General features: G+C 71.2%; 12 protein-coding genes, 1 tRNA gene and 1 pseudogene. 10 read left to right on the plus strand and 4 right to left on the minus strand.

The genetic code is table 11. The annotated features are described in order from the left end of the window. Positions 1–192: 192 nt before the first annotated feature. Together ACWEKM_RS10375 and ACWEKM_RS10380 are read right to left on the minus strand one after the other, a co-directional pair. Positions 193–381, minus strand: coding sequence for a DUF397 domain-containing protein (locus ACWEKM_RS10375; RefSeq protein WP_451620743.1), 189 nt, complete (start codon positions 379–381; stop codon positions 193–195). After that, positions 378–1232, minus strand: coding sequence for a helix-turn-helix domain-containing protein (locus ACWEKM_RS10380; RefSeq protein ID WP_451620744.1), 855 nt, complete (start codon positions 1230–1232; stop codon positions 378–380). The genes ACWEKM_RS10375 and ACWEKM_RS10380 overlap by 4 nt, the downstream gene beginning before the upstream one ends. A gap of 162 nt (positions 1233–1394) precedes the next feature. Here ACWEKM_RS10380 and ACWEKM_RS10385 point away from each other — a divergent pair, with 162 nt between their 5' ends. The 9 genes and pseudogenes from ACWEKM_RS10385 to ACWEKM_RS10425 all read left to right on the plus strand — a co-directional run. Continuing rightward, the gene (locus ACWEKM_RS10385) at positions 1395–1853 is read left to right on the plus strand and encodes an ATP-binding protein (protein WP_451620745.1); all 459 of its coding nucleotides are present in this window, start codon (positions 1395–1397) and stop codon (positions 1851–1853) included. Positions 1854–3021: 1168 nt separating this feature from the next. Continuing rightward, positions 3022–8091, plus strand: coding sequence for an amino acid adenylation domain-containing protein (locus tag ACWEKM_RS10390; RefSeq protein ID WP_451620746.1), 5070 nt, complete (start codon positions 3022–3024; stop codon positions 8089–8091). Next, positions 8088–11798 carry a type I polyketide synthase gene (locus ACWEKM_RS10395; protein ID WP_451620747.1) on the plus strand — a complete coding sequence of 1237 codons (3711 nt, stop codon included), beginning with the start codon at positions 8088–8090 and terminating at the stop codon, positions 11796–11798. The genes ACWEKM_RS10390 and ACWEKM_RS10395 overlap by 4 nt, the downstream gene beginning before the upstream one ends. Then, a complete protein-coding gene (locus ACWEKM_RS10400; protein WP_451620748.1) occupies positions 11795–13132 on the plus strand; it encodes an MFS transporter in 1338 nt (445 codons plus the stop codon). The genes ACWEKM_RS10395 and ACWEKM_RS10400 overlap by 4 nt, the downstream gene beginning before the upstream one ends. Positions 13133–13204: 72 nt before the next feature. Then, entirely contained in the window at positions 13205–14488 is a 1284-nt protein-coding gene (locus ACWEKM_RS10405; protein WP_451620749.1) for a cytochrome P450 family protein, read from the plus strand. A gap of 70 nt (positions 14489–14558) precedes the next feature. Then, the gene (locus ACWEKM_RS10410; protein WP_451620750.1) at positions 14559–15275 is read left to right on the plus strand and encodes an SDR family oxidoreductase; all 717 of its coding nucleotides are present in this window, start codon (positions 14559–14561) and stop codon (positions 15273–15275) included. Between the two features lie 422 nt (positions 15276–15697). Continuing rightward, positions 15698–20575 carry an amino acid adenylation domain-containing protein gene (locus ACWEKM_RS10415; protein WP_451620751.1) on the plus strand — a complete coding sequence of 1626 codons (4878 nt, stop codon included), beginning with the start codon at positions 15698–15700 and terminating at the stop codon, positions 20573–20575. After that, on the plus strand, positions 20572–21339 hold the full coding sequence (locus ACWEKM_RS10420) for a thioesterase II family protein (RefSeq protein ID WP_451620752.1): 768 nt from the start codon (positions 20572–20574) through the stop codon (positions 21337–21339). The genes ACWEKM_RS10415 and ACWEKM_RS10420 overlap by 4 nt, the downstream gene beginning before the upstream one ends. Before the next feature lie 484 nt (positions 21340–21823). Next, a pseudogene (locus ACWEKM_RS10425) lies at positions 21824–22219 on the plus strand (tyrosine-type recombinase/integrase); the annotation flags it as partial. A gap of 74 nt (positions 22220–22293) precedes the next feature. Here the strand turns inward: ACWEKM_RS10425 and ACWEKM_RS10430 are convergent. Beyond that, positions 22294–22953, minus strand: coding sequence for a DUF4145 domain-containing protein (locus tag ACWEKM_RS10430; protein ID WP_451620753.1), 660 nt, complete (start codon positions 22951–22953; stop codon positions 22294–22296). A 188-nt stretch (positions 22954–23141) separates the two neighbouring features. Further along, positions 23142–23213, minus strand: a tRNA-Arg gene (locus ACWEKM_RS10435). A 169-nt stretch (positions 23214–23382) separates the two neighbouring features. Here ACWEKM_RS10435 and ACWEKM_RS10440 point away from each other — a divergent pair. Further along, positions 23383–23865, plus strand: a complete 483-nt coding sequence (locus tag ACWEKM_RS10440; RefSeq protein ID WP_451620754.1) for a response regulator — start codon at positions 23383–23385, stop codon at positions 23863–23865. Positions 23866–23919: the final 54 nt, after the last annotated feature.

The raw sequence follows: 23919 nt of genomic DNA on the forward strand, positions 1-23919 counted from the left end.
GCCGCAGCCCGTAGACCGCCGCGAGGCGGTGGGGCCTCGGACGCAGGCGGCTTCGGCTACGTAGAGGATTCAATTCTGCCACAGGCGGCTGAGAGTGGCTTGCTGTCTGCGAAGCGAGACCCCGGGCCTTGCATGGACTGACACGACAGCGCCCCGTGCCGGACGGATCCGGCACGGGGCGGGGCGTGAAGGTCAGCCCTGGGCGGTGTAGCTGACGAAGTCGTGCCACGCGGTGGGGGAGAGGGCAAGTTCGGGGCTCCGCCGGTCCTTGGAGTCCCGGACGTGGACCGCCTGCGTGCCCTGCGCCACCTCGACGCAGCTGTCCCCGTCGGAACCGCTGTAGCTGCTCTTGAACCAGACCCGTTCCTCGATGCTGCTCATAGCGCTCCTCGCAGTCGCTTCAACAGGCTCCGGGAGTCGTCGGAGGTGAGAGCCTGTGAGCGCAGTTTCGCATACCGCTGGAGCGTGATGCTGACCTCCTTCGGGTCCGAGATCAACATCCCGCCGCGCTGGCCCTCCGCGTAACCGAACCACTTGTTGTCCGGCGACTCCAGAAGCATCAACGGCCCATCAAACCCGGCATGGTCCGGCTGATGGCGCGGCATGATCTGCAACTCGACGTTGAACTGCGACGACCGCTCCAGGAGGCAGTCGAGCAGCTCGCGCATCACGTCAGGGCCTCCAGTGCCGCGCTCGACAAGTGCCTGCTCGACGATGAAGCTGAACGCGATCGGCGGCCTGCGGTCGAACAGTTGATGACGCTCCAGACGAGCCATGACCTGCTTGGTCACCTGTTCCTCGTCCTTCACCGGCGGGACGCTCTCCGTCACCGCTCGCGCGTAGCGCTCCGTCTGCAACAGCCCAGGAACTACCCGGCACTCGTAGGTCCACAGGGTCATCGCCTGTGCCTCCAACCGAGCCCACTGCCGGAACCAACTGGCCAGCCCCGCCTGCCGCGTCAGATGCGGCGCAGCCTTCCGCAGGGCGCCGGTGTCGCCGGTCGCCGCCTCGGCACGCTCCACGAAGTCACGGTCGGGCATGCGGCGGCCCTGCTCGACCGAGGCCACCGTGTGCTTCGAGAAGCGGACCAGGTTGGCGAACTCCTCCCGGCTGAGGCCCGCGTGTTCCCGTAATGCCTGGACGAACGCGCCGAACGTGCGCAGACTGTCCGAGACCCCGGGCTCACCACAGCTTCCCGCGCCCGCCCCGCCGTCCGTATTCTCGTAGACCACCGTCGGCCGCCTCCCGCGCACCCGCCCTGCCGTACCGCTTCTGACTGGGCTCCATCGTCACGCCGAGTGACGCGTACCGTCTACCAAATGTGCGCGTACGCTGACCCAGAGTACGCAGGGCGCCCCTGGTGAACGGTCTTGATTCGCCGCCAAATTGGGCATATGGCACCACCGTCCACCCCCACGACCCGCCAAGCGCCCGTCACCGTAAGTGTGTTCACCCAGCGGTTCAGCTCCACGCCGCGAGGCGCCCGCCTCGCCCGTCGGCTCGCGCTGCATCAACTCGATGCCTGGGGCGTCCCGTACGGCAGCGAGGCGTCCGACGCCGCCGCCCTGCTCGTCGCTGAGCTGGCCGCCAACGCCGTCACACACGGCCGTGTCCCGGGCCGGGACTTCGAGGTCGCGGTCAAGCTCCTCGGCCGGACCCTGCGCATCGAGGTCTCCGACACCCGGGGCGAATGCCGGCCCCCGGCCCCCGGCTCGGCCCGCATCGCGCACCCGCCGCTCGCGGAGACCGGCCGGGGCATGCTCCTCGTGGAGTCGCTCGCCGACCGGTGGGAGGTTCTGGACCGCGTCCCCGTCGGCAAGACGGTCGTCGCCGAAGTGGACCTGCCCGGCTGACGCCGGCTCCGGACGGCCGCGCTGACAGGCCGTAAGGCCCGTCCATAGGGCTGGGCCGGGAACGGCATCGGGCGGCGGTGGAGGGCGACGGAGACCTCGGCGACGCCGCCGACCTTCTTTCTGCCTCGTTCCGGCCTGACAGCATCGGAATGGTGCGGCGCGAACATTTATGTGAGTCATGGGAGTCCCGGTTCGTATTCCTGGGTTGGTCGCCTCACCCGATCCGGGGATTCTCGGTGGGAACGTCGCGCACATGCCGATCCCCTCCGTCCCACCAGCTTAATTTCGTGCCTCGCCAGTCGCGGGCTGTGCCTACTCGGCTTTCACCTGCGTGCCGAGTAATTCAGGGGTTCTGGAGTCGCTTCCGGGTTGAAGGTACAGGTCGGCGGCGGTGGCCTCTTCGATCGCATTGTCGAAGAAACCGTGGAAATCCTCGACCCCGAGTTGACCGTGCGTACAGAGGTTCTGGTCGAGGTTCTGGAAAACTAGTCTGCGGATATGAAAGCGGCCCGCCTTCTGGTCGGCCGTGCCTCTGCCAGGGGCGGAGCGCGGGTCCTCCGGGCGGAACCGGACCTGAGTGTGGCGCTTTGGCCCGCAAGGCTTTCGCGGCCCGATGGTGCCGCGCCCGCGACATCGTCGGACCGCGCCTCGATTTCCGGGCGTCCAAGAGGTGGAAATCAGTCACGGCCGAGTCGCGGGAATAGTCGAACCTTCAAGCGTCACGGGTGTCGGAGCAGGTGAAGCGCTCGCGACGTGTCAGGAGTGCTGACTTTTCCAGCCAGATGCCCCGGTCCTTCTTGCCTCCGGTGAGCGCCAGTCCGTAAATTGGAGACCTCTTCGTGATCTTGAATGCTCTGGGGGGAGAGCACATGGGGGAGCCGTCGGTACGCCGGTTTGCGGCGGGACGAAGATACGTGCAGGAGGCTCGCGAGCGGCTGGCCGTTCCTTGACGCGGACTTTCTCCGGCATGACATACGGTTGCGATTTCGCATTCGGGCCCGACTCTTATCCGGTTGGGCGTTCTCGATCCTTCTTCTCTCATCGGGCCGTTCAGACCTGAGTTCTCTTGTCCCACATGTCCAGGCCCCGCGCATCATGCGCCGCGGGCCAGTCCGCTGTGCGCGGCCGTGGCCGGGCGCAACGGTCACGGAAAGACGGAAAGGCTGTCATGGAAAGGCTGAGCGAGGCGCACGAGAGCGCTGGTGTGCTCACGGAGACCGACGAGCCGGAGATGCCGATTCCGGACAGCGGTCTGGTCGAGGTCTTCGAGAAGCAGGTCGCGCAGACCGCCGAGGCGGTCGCCGTCGAGTATGGGCGGCACGGAGAACACCAGCTGTCCTACGCGGAGTTGAACGCCCGGGCCGACCGTCTCGCCCGGCGTCTCGTCGCCGGGGGCGCCCGTCGAGGTGGCCGGGTCGGAGTGTTGGTCGAGCGTTCCGCCGCCGTGGTGGTGACCCTGCTTGCCATAGCGAAGACGGGCGCCGCCTATGTGCCGCTCGACGTGCGCTCTCCCGAAGCACGGCTGGGTGAGATCCTCGACGGCGTCGGCTGTGCGCTGCTGGTGGTGGACGCGCGGAGCGCGCAGCATCCTGCGGCGGCGGGGCGGCGCACCGTTCTGGTCGGCGAGGACGGCGTGCCCGATGGGCTGTTCGGCGGGGTGGAAGCGGCGTACGACGAGCCGGGGACCGAAGTGCCCGGGGGCGGCGACGTGCTGTACGTCATGCATACCTCCGGGTCCACGGGCGTCCCCAAGGGCGTGCGGGTCACGCACCGCAACGTGCTCGCCCTCGCGCTCGACCGTGTGTGGCGCGGTGATGCCCACGAGCGGGTGCTGTTCCACTCGCCACACGCCTTCGACGCGTCCACCTACGAGATCTGGGTGCCGCTGTTGTCCGGCGGCCGCATCGTGGTGGCGTCCGAGGAGATCAACGCCCCGCTGCTGCGGCGCCTGGTGGGCGGTGGCCGGGTCACGGCGCTGTGGCTCACCGCGGGCCTGTTCGGGGCGCTGGCCGCCGGCGACCCGGGCTGCCTGGAAGGCGCCCGTGAGGTGTGGACCGGTGGTGACGTGGTCCCGGCGCACGCGGTGCGCCGTGTCGTCGAGGCGTGCCCCGGGATCACCCTCTACAACGGCTACGGCCCGACCGAGACCAGCACCTTCGCCACGCGCCACCGCATCCACCCCGGCCCGCCGGTGGACGAGGACATCCCCATCGGCCGCCCGATGGACCACACGCGCGTGTACCTCCTTGATGACGAACTGCGGCCGGTGGCGGACGGCGAGACGGGGCAGCTGTACGTGGCCGGAGCGCACGTCGCGGCCGGCTACGAGGGCCACGAGGAACTGACCCGGGAGCGTTTCCTGCCCGATCCGTTCGGCGCGCCGGGGGAGCGGATGTACGCCACCGGGGACCTGGCCCGCAGGGATACGGCCGGTGATCTGCGGTACGTGGGGCGCGCGGACCGTCAGGTCAAGGTCAACGGCTTCCGTATCGAGCCGGGGGAGACGGAGGCGGCGCTGATGCGGCAGCCCTCCGTCGGCCAGGCATCGGTCGTCGTCGACAAGGACGGCGACGGCGGCGGCCGGATGACGGCCTATGTCGTCCTTGCAGGCGGTACGGATGACGGCGCGGAAGACGGAGGGGGCGTCGATGGCGTGGCGTTGCGCCATGCCCTGCGCGACGAGCTGCCTTCCTATCTGGTGCCCGACGACGTGGTGATGCTGCCGCGCCTGCCGCTCACCACGAACGGCAAGATCGACCGCACCCGGCTCGCCGAGAGTTCCGGGGTGCCGGCCCTGGTGGAGCGCTGGGTACGCCGACGGCCCGCCGAGCTCGCCGTGCACGACCCGGTGACCGGCGCCCGTCTGACGTACGCGCAGCTGTGGCAGCGCTCCGGGTGGCTCGCCGCCGCGCTCGCGGGTCGCGGGGTGCAGCCCGGTGACCTCGTGGCCGTGGACCTGCCCCGGTCCGCCGACCTCGTCGTGGCGTTCCTCGGTATCGCCCGTGCCGGCGCGGCGTATCTGCCGCTCGACCTACAGGCACCGCCCGAGCGGGTCGCCGAGCTGCTCGCCGAGTCGGGTGCGGTTGCCGCGGTGGCCGGTGAGCACACTCGCGTGCCGACCTCGACTCCCGTACTGCGCGCGGACGGTGGGAATGACGCCGGTCGGCCTCCGGTGCTCGCCACCCGGTCCGACGAGGACCCGCTGTACGTCACGTACACGTCCGGTTCGACGGGGCGGCCCAAGGGCGTCGCAGTACCGCATCGCGCGGTCGAGCGTCTGGTGGAAGGTGCAGAGTACTGCCCGATCGAGCCCGGTGACCGGGTGGCGAGCACCTGCAATCCGGCCTTCGACGTGACGACGTGCGAGATCTGGTCGACGCTCTGCGCAGGCGGCACCGTCGTGCCGCTGCCCACCGTCACCGACCTCGCCCTGGACGAATGGGTCGCGCTCGTCCGTGACCAAAACATCGCTGTGATGTTTCTGACCACCTCGCTGTTCCACACCGCCGCCTGGGAGCTGCCCGACGCCTTCTCCTCCCTGGAGACCCTCGTCGTCGGCGGAGAGCAGCTCGACCTGGCCGCGGCGCGCCGGGTGCTCTCGGCGGGCGGACCGCAGCGTCTGGTCAACGGGTACGGGCCGACCGAGGCGACGGCGTTCGCCACCTGGTTCCTGTGCACCGAGGAGAGCCTCGCCGGGCGCGAGCGCATCCCGATCGGCCGCCCGCTGCAGCGCACCACCGCGTATGTCCTCGACGACGAGCTGCGGCAGGTGCCGGTCGGCGAGCCGGGGGAGCTGTGCCTGGGCGGGCCGGGCGTGGCCCTGGGCTATCTGCACCGTGAGGAGCTGACCGCCGAGCGGTTCGTCACCGCGCCCGGCACCGGCGAACGCCTCTACCGCACCGGGGACCTGGCGCGTCTGCTGCCCGACGGGGAACTGGAGATGCTGGGCCGGCGCGACCGGCAGGTCAAGCTGCGCGGCTTCCGCATCGAACTGGAGGAGGTCGAGCGTGCCGTCGTGGCCACCGGGCTCGTCGAGGCCGCCTTCGTCGAGAAGACCGACGACAGCAACCTGGCGGGTTGCGTCCTGCCCGACGCGAGCGCCGACATGGCCCGCGCCGATCTGCCCGGGGCCCTGTCCGCCCGCCTCGCCGAGCGACTGCCGGACTACATGATCCCGGCACGCTGGCTGGTCCTGGACGAGCTGCCGATCGGCTCCACCGGCAAGGCGGACCGGGCCCGCATGCTCGAACTCCTCACCCGGAAGCCGGAATGGGACGGCGCGGCACCACAGGCCGAGGACCTGCGCACTCCCACCGAGCGGACGTTGGCCGCGATGTGGTCGGAACTCCTGGAGGTTCCCGTGACCTCGCGGGACGCCTCGTTCTGGGATCTCGGGGGGCACTCACTGCGTGGCGTCACGCTGATCGCCCGGATCCGGGAACGGCTCGGCGTGCGGCTGCGGCTGCGCGACCTGTTCCGCGTCCCGGTCCTCGCCGACCTGGCCGCGCGCATCGACGCCGAGGCGGAGCCCGGCGAGCGGGACCCGGCCGTCCTGCTGGCCCCCACGCTGGAGGAGAGCGAGCCCACCGCGTTCCAGCAGCAGATCTGGCTCGCCGAGACCTTCGATCCCCAACCCGGCCTCTACAACGTGCCGTTCGCCTGGCGCGTGGACGGGCGCCTCGACGCGGACCGGCTCGCCGCGGCCCTGGAGCGGGTGGTGGCGCGGCACGAGGCGCTGCGGACCACGTTCGCCCGGCACGCGGACGGGCTGCGCCAGCTGGTCGGCGGGCCCTGGCGGCCCGAGATCCACACCCGGCGGGTCGGCAGCCGGGAGCAGCTCGCGACCCTGCTGCGGGCCGCCGCCGACGACCCCTTCGACCTCGCGGCGGGACCGCTGCTGCGCGCAGGTCTGATCGAGGGCCCCGACGGGCAGATCCTGACATTGACGGCACATCACATCGTGTTCGATGCAGGGTCGTTGCCGGTTGTGCTGGAGGATCTGCGCGAGGAGTACATGGCGGGCGGGAGCGGCGCCGGTGCACCCGGGCCGCAGTTCCGGGAGCTGGCCGCCGTCACCGAGCGGCCCGACCCCGAAGCCCTCGCCCGCCGGACCGACATGCTGCGCGACGCCCCGAGCCGGCTCGGCCTGGCCGCACCGGCGGTGCCCGAGCCCCACGGCACGGTGCCGCTCGCTCTGCCCGACGGCCTGCAGCACATACGGCCACTCCAGGAACGCCTGGGCATGTCGTGGTTCATGGTGGCCTCCGCCGCACTCGCCGCACTGCTGCACCGCGTGACCGGTGAGACCCGCCTGACGTTCGGCTTCCCCGTGGACACCCGGGAAGGCGACGCATTCGCACGGGTCGTCGGGCCCTGCCTCAACACCGTAGTGGTGCTTTCCCGCTGCGGTACCGACACTACGGTCGGCGAGCTCCTCGAAGCGGTCCGCGACGGTGTCCTCGACGCCCTGGAGGACCGACACGTCCCCTTCACGCACGTGGTCGAAGCCCTCAATCCACCGCGCACCGCGGGCACGACCCCGTACCTCGACGTGGTGTTCGCCCCGCAGACGCGTGCACAGACTCCGCCGCGCATCGGCGACGCGCAGCTGTTGCCCCTGGAAGGCACGCAGGGCAGCGCCACATACGGAAAGTTCGCCCTGACCGTCGGCCTGGCCGTGACCGGTGAGAGGCTGAGCGGGGAGCTGGTGTACCGCGGCGACCGCCTCTCGGCCGACGCCGTACGGGAGCTGGCGCGCCTGTACCCGGCCTTCCTCGCGGCGTTCGCCGAGCAGAGCGAGACCACAGTGGCGCAGCTGGCGGCGTCGCTCGGCGCCACAGAGGGTGCCCTGCGGGCCGAAGAGAAAACCGACACCGCCCATACGATCCCGCAGACTCCTGTCACGTCCGACGCCGACGTCGAGCAGCGCGTCGCCGCGATCTGGGCGTCCGTCCTCGGCCTCGACCCCGACCAGGTGCCCGGCGGCGACGCGAACTTCTTCGACTGCGGCGGAACCTCCCTGAAACTCGTCACCCTGCACGCCGAGCTGTGCCGGGCCTTCGGCACCGAGCTGCCCATCCAGCGCCTGTTCGAGAGCACCACGGTCGGCGCCATGGCGCGCCTCGTCACACGCCCCGAGGATCCGTCGGCCGCAGCAGGAAGCGCCGTCGGCGCCCTCGACGCCCGCGCCGCCGCCCGCCGCCGCACCCGCCGCCCAGGCACGGAAGGCCGTGTATGAACACCCAGCCCTATCCCCACGACCGCGAGACCGCCATCGCGGTCGTCGGCATGGCCTGCCGCTACCCGGGCGCGCCGGACGTGCGAAGTTTCTGGCGCGGGCTGCGCTCCGGCACCGAAGGGATCACTCAGTTCAAGCGCGACGACCTCGTCGCGGCCGGTGCGGACCGCGACCTTGTGTGGCACCCCGACTACGTGGCCGCGCGCGGCGTCCTCGACGGCTCCCGATCCTTCGACTGGCGGGCCTTCGGCTACAGCCGCGCCGAGGCCGCCCTCCTCGACCCGCAGCACCGCGTCTTCCTGGAGTGCGCCGCCGCCGCGCTCGACGACGCAGCCCTCGACCCGGTCGGCTTCCCCGGCTGGATCGGCCTCTACGCAGGGTCCGAGGGGCCGGTCCTGCCCGAGCGAGGTGACGTGGACGCGCTCGCCCAGATGATCGGGCGCCGACCGGACTTCCTGACCACCCGCGCCGCGTACAAACTCGGTCTGCGCGGTCCCGCCGTGACTGTGCAGACGGCCTGCTCCACCTCGCTCACGGCCGTCCACACAGCGGTACAGAGCCTGCTGTCGTACGAGTGTGACGCGGCCCTCGCCGGGGGAGTGTCCCTGACGCGACAAGGGGAGTGGGGCTACCTCTACCAGGAAGGCGGCATTCTCTCGCCGGACGGGCGCTGCCGCCCCTTCGACGAGGAGGCGCGGGGCACCGTGCCCGGCGAGGGCGTCGGCATCGTCGTCCTCAAGCGGTTCGACGACGCCCTGCGCGACGATGACCACATCGCCGGTGTCCTCCTCGGCACCGCCCTCAACAACGACGGCAGCGACAAGATCGGCTACACCGCGCCGTCCCTCGCCGGACAGCGCGACGCGATCCTGCTCGCGCAGAAGACGGCCGGCGTCGACCCGGCCGAGATCGGCTACGTGGAAGCGCACGGCACCGCCACAAAGATGGGTGACCCGGTCGAACTCCAGGCGCTCACCGACGCGTTCCGCACCTCGACCGATGCCGTGCAAAGCTGCTGGATCGGCGCCGTCAAGAGCAACATCGGGCACACGGGCTCCGCGTCCGGCGTCGCAGGACTCATCAAGACGCTGCTCATGCTGGAACACGGCGAACTCGTCCCCACCCTCCACTACCAGCGGCCCAACCCGCTGCTCTCGCTGGACACGACCCCCTTCAAGGTGTGTGCGCAGCACGCGCCGTGGCCCGAGCCCGATGGCCGACGCCCCCGGCTCGCCGCCGTCAGCTCCTTCGGGGTCGGCGGCACCAACGCCCATGTGGTGCTGGCCCAGGCTCCGGTACGCGCCCTGCCCACCGGTACGCGCGGCGGGGCCCGGCTGCTCGCCGTCTCCGGCACATCGGCGCGCTCCCGCGACGTCCTGCGTGACGAACTGGCGGATGTCCTTGAGCCCGGCGCCGCGCACGAAGACGGCGCCGGTCTGCTGGCGAAGGACTCGGTGGCGACCGGCGACGAGCTGCTCGCGCAGGCCGCCCGGACCCTCGCCGACCGCCGACCTCATCCCTGGCGCCAGGCCGTCGTCGTGGACAGCTCCGAGGACGCGGCTCGCACCCTGCGCGCGGCGGTACCACCCGCATCCCCCGCGGGCCTGGACCGCGTCGCCTTCCTGCTGCCGGGCCAGGGCACCCTCACCGATGCGGCGGGCGCCGCCGCGTACCGGCGGCAGCCCTCCTTCCGCGCCGCCTTCGACACCTGGCGGGAGACGGTGGGCGACGTGTGCGGCGTCGACCTCACCCCCGTCGTCGACGAACAGGCCGCTCCGGCCGGGTGGTTCGAGGACACCGTGCACCAGCAGCTCGGGCTGCTCGCGCTCGGCCACGCCTTGGGCCGGCGCCTCATGGACCTCGGTGTGGCGCCGAGCGCCCTGCTCGGGAACAGCATCGGCGAGTACACGGCCGCGACGCTCGCCGGGGTATGGACCCCCGAGCAGGCCACCCGTCTCGTGCACGCCCGGGCCACCGCCATGCGGGACACCGAGCCCGGCCGGATGGCCGCCGTCACCGCGTCGGCCGCCGAACTGGCCGCCCGCCTGGGCCGAACACATCCCGGTGTCGAAGTCGCCGTCGCCGGTCCCGGCCGCACCGTCCTGTCCGGCCTGTGCGCAGTCATGGACCGGCTGCTCGACGGCGACACCCTCGACGGGCTCGACGTACGGCCCCTGGACGTGCGGCGCGCCTTCCACTCCTCCGCCATGGCCGGGGCGGCCGACGCGCTGCGCGCCGCCGTCGCCGCAGAGCCCACCCGGGCGCCCGCCCTGCGCGTGGTGGCCAATACCACCGGCACCTGGGCCAACCCCGAGCAACTGCGCACCCCCGACCACTGGGCGGCCCAACTGCGCGGCACGGTACGTCTGGAGGACGGCCTGACCACCCTCCTCGACGCAGGCTGCGACCTCTACGTCGAGCTGGGCCCCGGAACGTCGACGATCGGGGCGCTGCGCCGGCACACCGCGTGGGACCCGGCGCACACGACCTTGCCGTTCATCGGCGTCGACCCGGACCGCGCCGAAGCCACACTGCTGCGGGCCCTGGGCACACTGTGGGAGCGGGGCGCCGACATCGACCTCGCGGAACTCGCCGGTGCCCCCCGCCCCCGGCGGCGCTCGCTGCCCGTGCAGACCTTCGACCCGCTGGAACCGGACGACCCCGCCACTGACACCGCCGACGGGGACACCTCCGCGTGGGCCCGGCAGCAGACAGCCGAACCGGGTGAGGGCCGCAGCGCAGTCGCCCGGACCGTCGAACGCCTCTGGTGCTCATCCCTCGGCGTGAGCGGCGCCTTGGCCGACGACGACTTCCTCGCGCTCGGCGGGGAGTCCCTCACAGCGGTGGGTCTGATGGGTGACGTACGAAGGCGTACCGCCGTCATGGTTCCGGTGGCCGACTTCCTTGCCCAGCCGACCTTCGGGAACCTGCTCGCTCTCGTGGAGCGGGCCGCCGAGGCGACAGCCCCGCCACCGGGAACGGTCCGGATGCGGCCGGGCGCGGGCCGCCCGGTGTTCCTGGTCGCCGACTCCCTGGACAGCACCGCGGGATACCAGGAGCTGGTCGCCGCGCTCGACACCACCCGGCCGGTCTACGGCCTGGAGAGCGAGCAGCCTCTCGGCGTATCCGTCGGGCGGATCGCCGGCCGGCACGTCGCGGCCCTGCGCGCCGTGCAGCCCGAAGGGCCGTACACGCTCGGTGGCTGGTCCTTCGGCGCCGTCGTCGCCCAGGAGGTCACCCGGCAGCTCACCGACGCGGGGGAGCGGGTGGACGTGCTGCTGTGCCTGGACGGGTACGCGCCCGACCGCAAGGGGCGGCCCGCGGCTACCGACCCTGCCTTCCTCGCCGCCCAACTACGGCTGCAGGCCGACGTGTTGCTCGGCCGCGGTGCGTTCGGTGCGAAACTGGCCCAGGCGCCCCGAATGCGCCGGATCTTCCTTTCCCGGATCCGTGCGCTGCTGCGCCACCGGCCGCGGCCGGTGCCCTGCCCCGCCGTCGTCCTCACGGCCTCCGCACGCCCCGCGGAGGCGGTCCGGATTCGGCGCGGTTTCGCACCCCTGCACGCGTCCGTCGAGATCAGCCCCGTTCCCGGTGACCACTGGTCGATGCTGACCGCACCCCAGGTCGGCGCCGTCGCCCGCGAGGTGGACCGGGCGCTCGCCCGCCACGGGCACACCGACAGTGCAGAAGGCGAGACCCGCCCGTGACCCCACCCGAAAAGACCGTGACCGATCAGCCGACCGCTGCGAGTACCGCGCAGGACGCGGACCTGCCGCTGATCCGCAACCGTGACTTCCAGGCCCTGTGGATCAGCCGCTTCCTCGCGTCCATCGGCAAGGAGTCCGTCGAGGTCGCCTACCCGCTGCTGATCCTCGCCGTCACCGGCAGGGCAGCGTACGCGGGAGCGATCGGCGCCGTGCAGCTCCTCGTCGCCGGCGCCACCTCGATCTGGGGCGGCACACTCGCCGACAGCATGGACCGGCGCCGCCTGATGATCCTGTGCGACGCCGGACGCGCCGCCCTGCTCGGCCTGTTCAGCCTGCTCGTCGTCAGCGGCCACGCGAACGTCCCTTCCGTCTTCGCCCTCGTCGGGCTCTCGGCCCTGTGCCTGGGCCTGTCCGAGCCGCCCGCACTCGCCGCGATCAAACAGGTCGTGCCGCCCTCGCAGCTGACCAAGGCCACCGCGCAGAACCAGATCCGGCCGCTGGGCGCCACCGTCGCGGGCGCCCCGCTGGGCAGCTCGCTGTTCGGCGTGGCGCGCTCCCTGCCCTTCCTCGCGACTGGCCTGGCCTTCGCCGCCGCCGCTGTGACCCTGCTCTTCGTGCGCAAGCCGCTGCAGGCCGCGCCCGTCGCGGACGGCGAGCGCGGAAAGGCGAGGGAGGGCTTCCGGTTCATCGGGCGCACACCGGTCCTGCTCGTCTGGATCGTGTGGATCATGGGCTCCAACATGGCGTTCAACCACACGGGCGCCTTCCTCGCGCTGATCGCCACCGGCAAGGACCGGGGCGCCTCCGAAGCCTCGATCAGTCTCATGCTCAGCATCGCCGGAGCCGGCGGCCTGGTCGGCGCGGCCCTGGCGACCTGGGCCCTGAAACGGCTGAAGCCCGCCACCCTGTTCCTCGCGGCGGCGTGGATCGGCCCCGTCGCGGCCGTCCTCCTGATGACCGTGCCCGGAGTGGTCTCCCTCGGCGTCGTGCTCGGCCTCGTCTTCCTGCGCGGTCCGATGGTGAACGCCCTGTTCTTCGCCTACGTCGCCGTGCTCGTCCCCGACCGGATGCAGGGCCGCGTCATGGGCGCCGTCACCTTCCTCGCGTACGTCGCCCAGCCGCTCGGCATCCTCGCGATCGGCACCACCTTCGACGCGGGCGGCGCTCCCTGGGCGTTCGCCTTCATGGGGGTCGTGTCGACCCTGGCCGCGCTGCCCACCCTGACCCGCCTGATCCGGCGGCTGCCCGCCCCCGAGGCGCTCGCGGCGAGGGAGGAGAACGCGCCCGCTGCGGACGCGTCCGACGTCGGCTCCCGGACCGATCCGGCCCCCTGACGTCCTGCCCCGACCGCCCCTCCGACTTCCCCCGTACCAGGCACGTGAGCCACCCTGACCGAGGAGTGAGTAGTGTCCGCCCTTCCCGAGGAGTCCCGGTGCCCGTTCTCGGGTGACGAGCCCGTCGTTCCGACCCAATACGTCACCCGCCCCGGCCCCGACCCGCACTCCGCCGCCGCGCGGCTGCGCGAGCGCGGCCCCATACACCCCATCGATTTCCCGGCGGGCTCCGCCGACCATGCGTATGTCGTCGTCGACCACGCGAGCGTCATGCGCGCCTTCGGCGACCCGGGCATCTCCAAGACCCTGGAGGCGGCACCTGCCCGGTTCCGCGAGCAGACCGTGCGGAGCAGCTCCGTGCTCACCAGCAACATGCTCCTCGCCGACCCGCCCGAGCACACCCGGCTGCGCAAGCTCGTCAGCCGGGCGTTCCTGCCGCGCCGTATGGAACTGCTGCGCCCGCGCGTCCAGGAGATCACCGACGACCTCATCGACGCCTTCCCCGAGTCCGGCGAGTTCGACCTCCTGGATGCCTTCGCACTGCCGCTGCCGATGATGGTGATCTGCGTGTTTCTCGGCGTCCCCTACACCGACCGGGACCGGTTCATCGACTGGGGCCGGGTGCTCAGCCAGGACCCGAGCCAGGAGGGCGAGGCCGCCCTGGAGCGCAAGCGCGTCAACGACCAGGTCGTGGAGTACTTCACCGATGTGCTCGCCCAACGTCGTGCCAGGCCGCAGGAAGACCTGCTCGGCGACCTGGTGCGCGCCGCCGACGAGGACGGCATGTTCACCGACGAGGAACTCGTCTCCACCGCCATCTTCCTCGTCATCGCCGGGCACAAGACCACCGCCAACCTCGTCGGCAACGGCGTCTGGTCCCTGCTCCGCCACCCCGACCAGCTCGAACTCCTCCGCGCGAAGCCGGAGTTGATGGACTCGGCGATAGAGGAGTTCCTGCGCTACGAAGGCTCGGTCGACCGCGGCACGCTGCGCACGGCCGCCCGCGAGCTCACCCTCGGCGGACAGACCGTGCCCGAAGGCAGCTTCGTCCACCTGTCGGTCTCCGCCGCCAACCGCGATCCCGCCGTCTTCGACAACCCCGACCGTTTCGACATCACCCGCTCGCCCAACCGCCACATGACCTTCGGCCACGGACCACACTTCTGCGCCGGGGCGCCGCTGGCCCGTCTCGAAGGACGTATCGCCTTCGAGACACTGCTGCGCCGCATCCCGGACCTCGCGTGCACGGTGCCGCCCGAGACGCTGACATGGATCGCGGACAGTTCCATCAGCCGGGGCCTGGAGCGGCTCCCCATTCGCATCGCGAGCAAGCAGCCGCGCGCGAACACCGCGTGACATCTCGCCGCTTGCCGTACCTCAGACTCTTTTCCGTACCTCAGAACTCGCAGAGCAGGAGCACCACTTCATGACCGACGAAGCCACCGCCCCCGTAGCCCTGATCACGGGTGGATCCAGCGGCATCGGCGCAGCCACCGCCCGCAAGCTTCTCGCCGAGGGGTATTGCGTCGCCGTCACCGGCCGTAGCGGCGATCGGCTGCAGCGCTTCGCCGAGGAGACCGATGCCAAGCCCGGCACCCTCCTCACTCTCCCCGGCGACGCCGGCGACCACGCCTCCGTCGAGGCCGCCGTGCGGGCCACCCTGGACGGGTACGGCCGCATCGACACGGTCGTCGCCAACGCCGGGTACGCTACGCACGATTCGCTCGCCGACGGCGATCCGGCCGGGTGGCGCGACATGGTCCTCACCAACGTGCTCGGCCCGGCCCTGCTGATCCACTACGCCCTGCCCGCGCTCAAGGAGACGCGCGGCCGGATCGTGCTGATCGGCAGCGTCGCCGGAGTCGTCTACACGCCCGGCAACATCTACGGCGCCACCAAATGGGCGGTCACCGGCCTCGCCGAGAACACCCGCCGCATGGTCACCGCCGACGGCATCGGCGTCACCCTGGTCGCCCCGGGACGGGTGGAGACCGGCTTCTGGGACGCCGCGGGCGGCGCACCCCAGAGCGGCATCAACCTCACCGCCGACCAGATCGCCGACTCGGTGGTGTGGGCAGTGCGCCAGCCCACCGGAGTCGACATCAACTCCGTCGTCGTCCGCCCGGTCGGCCAGGCGGTCTGACCCTCCCTTCGACCCGACACCACCTGGCGCGGGCGTCCTTGACCAGGGGCGCCCGCGCGGGGGAGGGGGCTGCGGGCCAGGGGCCGACATCGGAGCCCGGTCGAGCTTTCCTCTCCAGGCCGCTTCCCTCTTGGTCTCTCCACCTTGATCGCGGGGGAGAGGGACGCAGCGGAGAGAGCACCCTCGGACTGTGGCCGTGCCCCGCCCCCCGCTCTCCTCTCGGCCTCTCCGCCCTGACAGCAGGCGAGCCCGCCCCCCGTCACGACCGACCCGCCCCGTATTCCCGTCCTCATCCGCCCTCGGTCCCGCAGGCCGAGGAGCGTCGCCCGCACGCGTGCGGCCGCCACTGCACCCCGCGAGGCCCCTCGCCCCCTTCGCAGCCCTCTTCCCACCCCGCCCCGCAGCATTCCAGGAGCGTAGTCATGTCCTCCGAGACGTCCGCCACGGCACCCACCCCGGCCCACGCTTCCTCGGCCGACGCCCCGCACACCGACCACGACCGGCTGTGCACCGACCTGGCCGGCCTGTGGGGCGACGTGCTCGGCACCGGGCCGGTCGACGAAGCAGCCGACTTCACCTCACTCGGCGGCAACTCCCTACAGGCCGCCCGGATCGCCGCCCGTATCCGCACCCGCCTCGGCCTTCCCGTGACCGTCGCCGAACTCTTCGAGCACGGTACCGTCACCGCCCTGTCCCGCGTGCTCGCCGACCGGCCCCGCGAGACCGGCGACGCGCTGCCCGCGGTGGCCCCCGCTCCCGGCGACGGCCCGCTCCTCGCACCGGCCCAGCGCCGCCTCTGGTTTCTCGACCAGCTCAGCCCCGCCGCAGGCACCGCATACAACGTGCCCGCCCTCACCCGGCTGCGCGGCCCCCTCGACACCACGGCACTCGACGCAGCCTGGCAGCACGTGGTCGACCGGCACGAACAACTGCGTACCGTGTTCACGTTCGCCGGCGACGTGCTGCACGCCGAGACGACCGACAGCCGGGCCGGACTCGAACTCGTCGACCTGACCGGCCACCCCGACCCGTACGGTCACGGCGTGCGCGCGGCTGACGAGCGCGCCGCCCGGCACATCGACCTCGCCACCGGCCCCCTGGCGCGGCTCACCCTGTACCGGCTCGCCGCCGCCGACCACCTCCTGCTGCTGGTCCTGCCGCACCTGGTCTCAGACGGGCGCACCCTGGACGTCATCGACCAGGACCTCGCCCACGTCTACCGCCGTTGTACCGGCAGCGCACCGGGGGAGGAGCTGAGCGAACTCACCTTGGAATACCGCGACTTCGCCCACTGGTCGGCCGCGCTGGACTCCGAACGCCTCCTCCGGGCGTGGCGCTCCCGCCTCGTCGGCGCCCCGACCGTCCTCGACCTGCCCTCCGACCACCCCCGCCCGGCGACCCGCTCACACCGCGGCCGCCGGCTCACCCGGACCACCACGGGCGCCCTGTTCACCGCAGCGGCCCGCATCGCTACCGCCACCCGCACCACCCCGTATGCGACCACGCTCACCGCCTACGCCACGCTGCTCGGCGAACTCACCGGCCAAGACGAGTTGTTGGTCGCCACCCCCATGGACGGACGCCCCGATCCGGCCCTGGAGGACGTGGTCGGCTTCTTCGCCACCACCGTGCCTCTGCGCCTGCGTCCGTGCGGTGACCCCGACCGGCCCGGCGTATTCCGGCGAGCGGTGAGGGAGACGCACGGCGTGGTGCTCGACGCCGCGCACGACCAGCATGTGCCCTTTGAGCAACTCGCCGCCGAACTCGCCCCTTCGGGCGACCTGTCCCGTACCCCGCTGACCCAGGTGGCCCTTGCCTACCAGGGCCGCCGCCGCCCGCACGCCCGGTTCGACGGCCTGGACGCCGAGCCGCTGCCCGTGGACAACGGCACCGCCAAGTTCGACCTCACCCTCGAGATCCACGAGCGGGACGACGAGTTCGAGATCACCGTCGAATACGCCACGGACCTGTTCACCAGGGAGCGGGCGCAGCAGATGCTCGACCGCTATCTGGAGATCCTCGACACGGCGGTGCACGCGCCGGAGGCACCAGAAGCGGCCGGTCCCCGTCAGGCTCCGACCGCACGGCAGTCCAACCACCACGCGGCCGACCCGCGCTGCCTGCACGAGATCTTTGCCGAGACCGCCGCCCGGCACCCGCACTCCGTCGCTGTCACCGACGGCACCAGCAGCCTCACCTACGCCGAACTCGACCGCGCCGCCAACCGCCTCGCCCACCGCCTGCGCGCCCACGGAGCCACACCGGACGGCCTCGTCGGCCTATGCGCCGAACGGACCGTGGACCTTGTCGTCGGCGTCCTCGCCATCCTCAAGTCCGGTGCCGGATACCTGCCGCTCGACCCCCGCCACCCCTCCGCCCGGCTCCGTGACACCCTCGCCGACGCCGAGTGCCGCATTCTGCTCGGCGACACCGCATCCTGCTCCCCGCTGCTCGACGGCGAAGCCCCCGCCTTCATATCCCTGACCGCCGACGGCGATGCCGGACCGGACGACCACGTGCCCGCACCCCACCTCGGCGCCGGACCCGACGCCACGGCGTACGTCATCTACACCTCGGGCTCCACAGGCCGCCCCAAGGGCGTCGTCGTCACCCACGCCAACGTCACCCGCCTGTTCACCGCCACCGAGCACGACTTCGGCTTCGGCGCCGACGACGTATGGACCCTCTTCCACTCCATCGCCTTCGACTTCTCCGTCTGGGAGCTGTGGGGTCCGCTACTGCACGGCGGCCGACTCGTCGTCGTGCCGTACCTGACCAGCCGGGACCCCTACGCGTTCCTGGAACTGCTGCGCACCGAGCACGTCACCGTCCTCAACCAGACCCCCACCGCCTTCCGCCAGCTCGCCGCGGCGGCGGAGGACGCCGACTTCCCCGACCTCGCCCTACGCACTGTTGTGTTCGGCGGCGAAGCCCTCGACCCGGCCACCCTCAGTGGCTGGGTCGGCGGATACGGCATCCGCAGGCCCCGCCTCGTCAACATGTACGGCATCACCGAGACGACGGTGCACGTCACCGTCCGCCCGCTCACCCTCGCCGACCTCTCCGGCTCGCTCAGCCCCATCGGCCGCCCCATTTCCGACCTGAGCGTTCATGTCCTGGACGCGGACATGAACAAAGTCCCGGACGGCACCGAAGGCGAGATGTACGTGGGCGGCCCCGGCGTCGCACGCGGCTACCTCAACCGCCCCGAGCTCACCGAACAGCGCTTCGTGCCCGACCCGTTCGGCGCCCCGGGGGAGCGCCTGTACCGTTCCGGCGACCTCGCGGTGCGCCGGGAGGACGGCGAACTCGAATACCGGGGCCGCATCGACCACCAGGTCAAACTGAACGGCTTCCGTATCGAACTCGGCGAGATCGAACGGGCCCTCCTCGACCAGCCCGGCGTCCGCGCCGCCGCCTGCGTCCTGCGCGAGGACACCCCCGGGCTGCCCCGTCTGGTCGGCTACGTCGTCCCCGCACCCGGCCACGAGGACCCGCAGCCGACGCGTCTGCGCGAGGCATTGAGCGTACGGCTGCCCGCCCACATGCTCCCGGCCGCCGTCGTCCCCCTCGCCGAACTCCCGCTGACCGGCAACGGAAAGCTCGACCGCGACCGCCTGCGCGCCCCCGAAACCCACCGCGCCACCCCGGCCGATCCCCGGACGGCCGGGCCCCGAACCCCCGCCGAACACACCCTCGCCGCCGTCTGGCGCCAGGTCCTCGACCTGCCCGACCTGAGCGTCGACGACAACTTCTTCGCGCTCGGCGGCGACTCGCTGCGCGCCGTCCGCGTCGCGGCGCTCGCCCGCGAGGCCGGTCTCCCGGTCTCGGTCGAACAGATCTTCCTCCACCCGAGCGTGACCGCCCTCGCCGCAGCCGCCGACGCACAGGACGAGAGCCCCACGCCCGTCCCGGCCGACTGCTCGACGATCCTCGCCGACCTCGACCCCGCCAAGTTGCCGGCCGACACCGTCGACGCCTACCCCACGGCGGCGATGCAACTCGGCATCCTCTACGAGTGCGAGTTCGCCGAGGACGAGACCACGGGCCTCTACCACGACCTGATCAGCGTCCGCCTCGATGGCCCCTTCGACCGTCCCGCCCTCGAACGCGCCCTGGACGTGCTGACCGAACGCCACGCCGTCCTGCGCACCTCCTTCCGCCTCGGCGCCTTCCGCGAACCGATGCAACTCGTCGCCGAGACCGCACAGATCCCCCTGACCGTCGAGCAACACAAGACCGGACGGCCGGACGCCAAGACCCACGACCACCTGCTCCACACATGGTGGGACCGGGAGAAGAAGGACCCCTTCGACATCGAGCACGCCCCACTGGCGCGCTGCCACGTCCTGCGCACCGACCTCGACAGCTTCCAGCTCTCCATCGCCGTGCACCACGCGATCCTCGATGGCTGGAGCCTGGCCCTGCTCACCACCGAACTCCTCCTTGCCTACGAGGGCGAACTGCGTCCCGACGCTACCGAGCCCGCCCTGCCGCCCGCGCCCGGAGCCCGCTACCGCGACTTCGTCGCCGCCGAACAGCGGGCCCAGGCCGACCCTGCCGCCCGCGCCTGGTGGGAGACGCTTCTGAGGAAGGAAGGCGAGCCCGCCGAACTCCCGCTGGACCCGGACGGCACCGCCGAGGACGAGTTCGCTTTCCACGCGCCGTTGCCCGAGGACCTGGACGCCGCCCTCGACGAGACGGCGGCCCGCCTCGGCCTGCCCGTCAAAAGCGTCTTCCTCGCCGCCCACGCCCAGGCTCTCGCCGAACTCAGCGCATCCGACAGCACGGTGACGGCCGTCCAGGTCAACGGACGCCTGGAAGAGCCAGGTTCGGACCGTGTCCTGGGCCTGCTCCTGAACATGGTGCCGCTCCACCTCACCGCGCGCGGCACCTGGGCCGAACTGGCCAGTGCCGCCTTCGACGCCGAACGCGCACGCCAGCCCTACCGCCGCTACCCCCTCGCCGCCCTGCAGCAGCTCGCCGGCCGCGGCACCACCCTCTTCAACGTCGCCTTCAACTACACCGACTTCCACACCTTCGACGACCTCGCCGCGCTGCGCACGATCCGACCCCACGACTGGTGGTTCTCGGACCGGCACAGCTTCCCGCTCATGGTCGAGATCACCCGCACCCCGCACACCGGCCGCCGCGCCCTGGCCGTCACCCTCGGCGCCGACAGCCCGTACGCAGGGACCGGAGCCCGTCTGGGCCGCCTCATCCTGCGGGCCCTCCACGCCATCGCCGCAGACCCGAGCGCGACGGTCTCCACCACCTCGGAAGGGCGACCTCGGCGATGAACCGGACCACGCCGCCCCACGGCCCGGTCCTCCTGACCCCGCTGCCCCGCCGCCAGGCCGCACACCGATTCCTCGTCTTCCCGCACGCGGGAGGAGGTCCGTCCTTCTACCGCGACTGGGGCGCGGCGGCAGGCGCCGACATCGAGGTGTCGCTCGTGCAGTACGCGGGGCGGGAGCAGCGCATCGGTGAACCTCCCGTACCGGATGCCCGAGCCGTCGCCGCAGAGGTGAGCGACGCCCTGCGGGCCACCATCGCCCTGGGCGACAGCCGTCCGGTCGCCCTGTTCGGTCACAGCATGGGCGCGATCATCGCCTATGAGGCGGCACTGGCCCTCACGGACGTCGAACTGTCCGCCCTGTTCGTCTCCAGCCGCAGGGCCCCCGCCACCGTCACCCCGCCGACCGGCCGGGTCCCTGCCCGCACCGACGACAAAATCCTCTCCCACCTGCGCGCCCTCGGCGGCACCCCCATGTCCCTCTTCGACGACCGGGCGATCCGCGAGCTCTACCTGCCCGTGTTCCGAGCCGACTACCACCTCGTCGACACCTACGCCCCCAGGTCCGACAGCCACGCGTTCTCCCTCCCCGTCACCGCCTTGTGGGGCACCAAGGACCCCACGGCCGACGGAGCGCTGACGGGCCCCTGGCACGAGATCACCACGGGCCGGTTCCGCCACCACGCCTTCGATGGCGGCCACTTCTACCTCGTGGACCACCTCGACAGTGTCCTGAAACTGGTGAGGGAGCAGCTGGCCGGGCGATGACACATGACCCTGATTCGGCTCGGCTCCGGCTGTGCCCGGCGTTCGTCGACCAGTTCGCACACCTTGTCGAGCGCCTCGCGCTGCCACTGGGCGCGGTCACGCGCGGAGGCGGCGGTCTGGTTCCGGATCCGGGCGTCGGCGCGTTCGGTCCCTTCTCGCGTCGCTGAGAGATCGTCGAAGGCGCGGGCCGGCCAGATCACGAGGGGCGGTTCGGGGCCGGCGGTTGTACCGCTCCCTCGTAGGCGTCCGCCCCGTGGACGGTGGCGTGATCCAGCCGTCGCTGCTTCGGCCGTGCGGCTTCGCCGGCGAGGTCCGTGGAACCGGCGCGATTGCCGTGCAGTGCCTCGCAGGCGCCCCCTGATCATGGTCGACAGGGGGAAAGGTCATTGCCGGGCCCGGAGGCCGGGAGCCCCGTCCCCGGGGCCGTGAAGAAGGGCAAGAAGGGCGGGTGCCTGGTGGGCTTCTACGCGCTCATGTACTTCGCGGGGACCGGCCAGTCCCGATCCCCCCGCAGCTCGTGGCCATGCTCCGCGCCCACCTGAAGTCGGCATGGCCAAGGATGGGCGGCTCTTCACGAATGAGCGGGGCGGTGTGGTGGGCAGCAGCACCTATTGGCGCGTATGGCGGGATGCTCGGGAATACGCACTCTCGCCGGACCTTCAGGCGTCCATCCTCGGGGGCGGCCGTACGACCTACGGCACACCTGCATCACGACGTGGCTGAACGCTGGCGTCCCGTTCCCGTTCCCGTTCCCGTGCCCGTGGCCGAGGTCGCGCGTCGGGTCGGCAACTCGCCCGAAGTGATCCACCGCGTCTATGAGGGGTGCATCTACGGCCAGGAGGAGGCCATGAACAAGAAGATCGAAAAGGAACTCGACTGGCCAAGCCAAATACGGTCACTCGCTCGCTGGGTGAAGCCTGGGGCGGCCACACGGCGTCCCAGGCATCATGTCGTTCAGTGCGGGGACTCCCCGTCGCCGTCTTGGTCGCCCTTACCCCGTCGCGCCTTGAATTCGGCGAATTGGACTGAGAGAACGTACAGGTAATCGAGGAGAGCCTCGGCTAACGCCAGCCCATCCTCTGCGTCCTGGCGGCTCACTACGGTGCCCGTGAAGTGAGCCCCCTGATTACCCAGGACGCGTAGCTCCTGTGCCCACTCGAAGAGACGACCATCGATCTTCCCGTCGTCCTTCATCTGCTCCAGCATCTTGAACAGCGGCTTGGGTCGGCCTCCGGCGTTGGACATACCCCTATCGAGGCAGACGCCTTCAAGCGTGCGTCGGACCATAACCGCCGTGGCTGTGTATGCCTTGGACTTGAAACATTGGCGGGCTTCGTCATGCTCGCGTCGCAGGGCCGCTGGAACCTTGTAACTGAGAGGTCGCCGCTGCTGCGGCCAGACGACGAGAGGGTCTCCGTCCCAGCCCTGGCCATAGTCCTCTTCGATCACCAAGAAGGGGTCTTGGCAATGGCCACATCGAGCTAGTTCCAGGAGGTACGGCGGCTCTTCGTAGCCGCCTCCTCTGGCCTCGCTAGTGACTGTGGCCAGCGTTGGCTTCTCACAGTGGGGGCACATCAGCGGAACGACCGCCCCGGCTCTGCTCTCGTCGCTCATATGGCCGGACGCTAGCGGTTGCACTCGTGCGCTGGTGTACGAACTGACCAATGAGTTGGCCCTATCGCAGCTCTATCGCGATCAGTGCGCAACAACGACAAAGAGCGGGACCCAGTGAGACTGGGTCCCGCTCCTCGCGTTAGGCATCTGCGCTGGTCAACCGCATGATCGTGCTGGTTGAGGCGAAGTGCCCCCGGCAGGATTCGAACCTGCGCACACGGCTCCGGAGGCCGTTGCTCTATCCCCTGAGCTACGGGGGCGTGTCGGGTGTGGAGCTGTTGCTCGTTGCGACGGGTAGAACACTAGCAGGTCCCGTGGGGTGATCAGGAACGGGTTTGTCGGGGGTGGGCGGTGGGGGAGAGCTCGCTCGCACGGGTGGAAGTGGGGAAAAGCCGGACGCGGTGGCCGGTCCGGACCTACTCTCAAGGGGTGCCAGGCGCTTCGGGGCGGGTGCTTGTTGTGGACGACAACAAGGTCATCCGGCAGCTGATCAGGGTCAATCTCGAGCTGGAGGGTATCGAGGTCGTGACCGCGGCCGACGGTGCCGAGTGTCTGGATGTCGTTCATCAGGTGCGGCCCGACGTCGTGACCCTCGACGTCGTGATGCCCCGGTTGGACGGGTTGCGCACCGCCGCGCAGCTCCGTGCCGATCCGCGGACTCATGATCTTCCCCTTGCCATCGTCAGCGCCTGTACGCAGAACGAGGTCGAGGGTGGGCTCGACGTCGGCGTCGACGCCTTCCTCGCCAAGCCCTTCGAGCCCGCCGAACTGGTACGGCTCGTATGTCACTTGCTGGAGCGGGGGCGTGGAGCGTCCGGGCGTCAGGCGGGTGACGGTCGATTCGGGGGCCGCCACGACGCGGGGGATGCCGGGGACGGGGCGCGTACCCCTGACTCCGAGTTTTCCGGCTAGCGTTCGGCCAGCACTCCGGGCGGACCGACGGCGGATGCGTTCTTCTCCCCGGCG

This window comes from Streptomyces sp. NPDC004752, from assembly GCF_053601275.1.

Bases quoted from the DNA above. Each gene is read 5' to 3' on its own strand.
- ACWEKM_RS10395 (WP_451620747.1), top strand. From the start codon at position 8,088: ATGAACACCCAGCCCTATCCCCACGACCGCGAGACCGCCATCGCGGTC.
- ACWEKM_RS10375 (WP_451620743.1), bottom strand. From the start codon at position 381: ATGAGCAGCATCGAGGAACGGGTCTGGTTCAAGAGCAGCTACAGCGGT.
- ACWEKM_RS10390 (WP_451620746.1), top strand. From the start codon at position 3,022: ATGGAAAGGCTGAGCGAGGCGCACGAGAGCGCTGGTGTGCTCACGGAG.
- ACWEKM_RS10410 (WP_451620750.1), top strand. From the start codon at position 14,559: ATGACCGACGAAGCCACCGCCCCCGTAGCCCTGATCACGGGTGGATCC.
- ACWEKM_RS10420 (WP_451620752.1), top strand. From the start codon at position 20,572: ATGAACCGGACCACGCCGCCCCACGGCCCGGTCCTCCTGACCCCGCTG.
- ACWEKM_RS10430 (WP_451620753.1), bottom strand. From the start codon at position 22,953: ATGAGCGACGAGAGCAGAGCCGGGGCGGTCGTTCCGCTGATGTGCCCC.
- ACWEKM_RS10415 (WP_451620751.1), top strand. From the start codon at position 15,698: ATGTCCTCCGAGACGTCCGCCACGGCACCCACCCCGGCCCACGCTTCC.
- ACWEKM_RS10385 (WP_451620745.1), top strand. From the start codon at position 1,395: ATGGCACCACCGTCCACCCCCACGACCCGCCAAGCGCCCGTCACCGTA.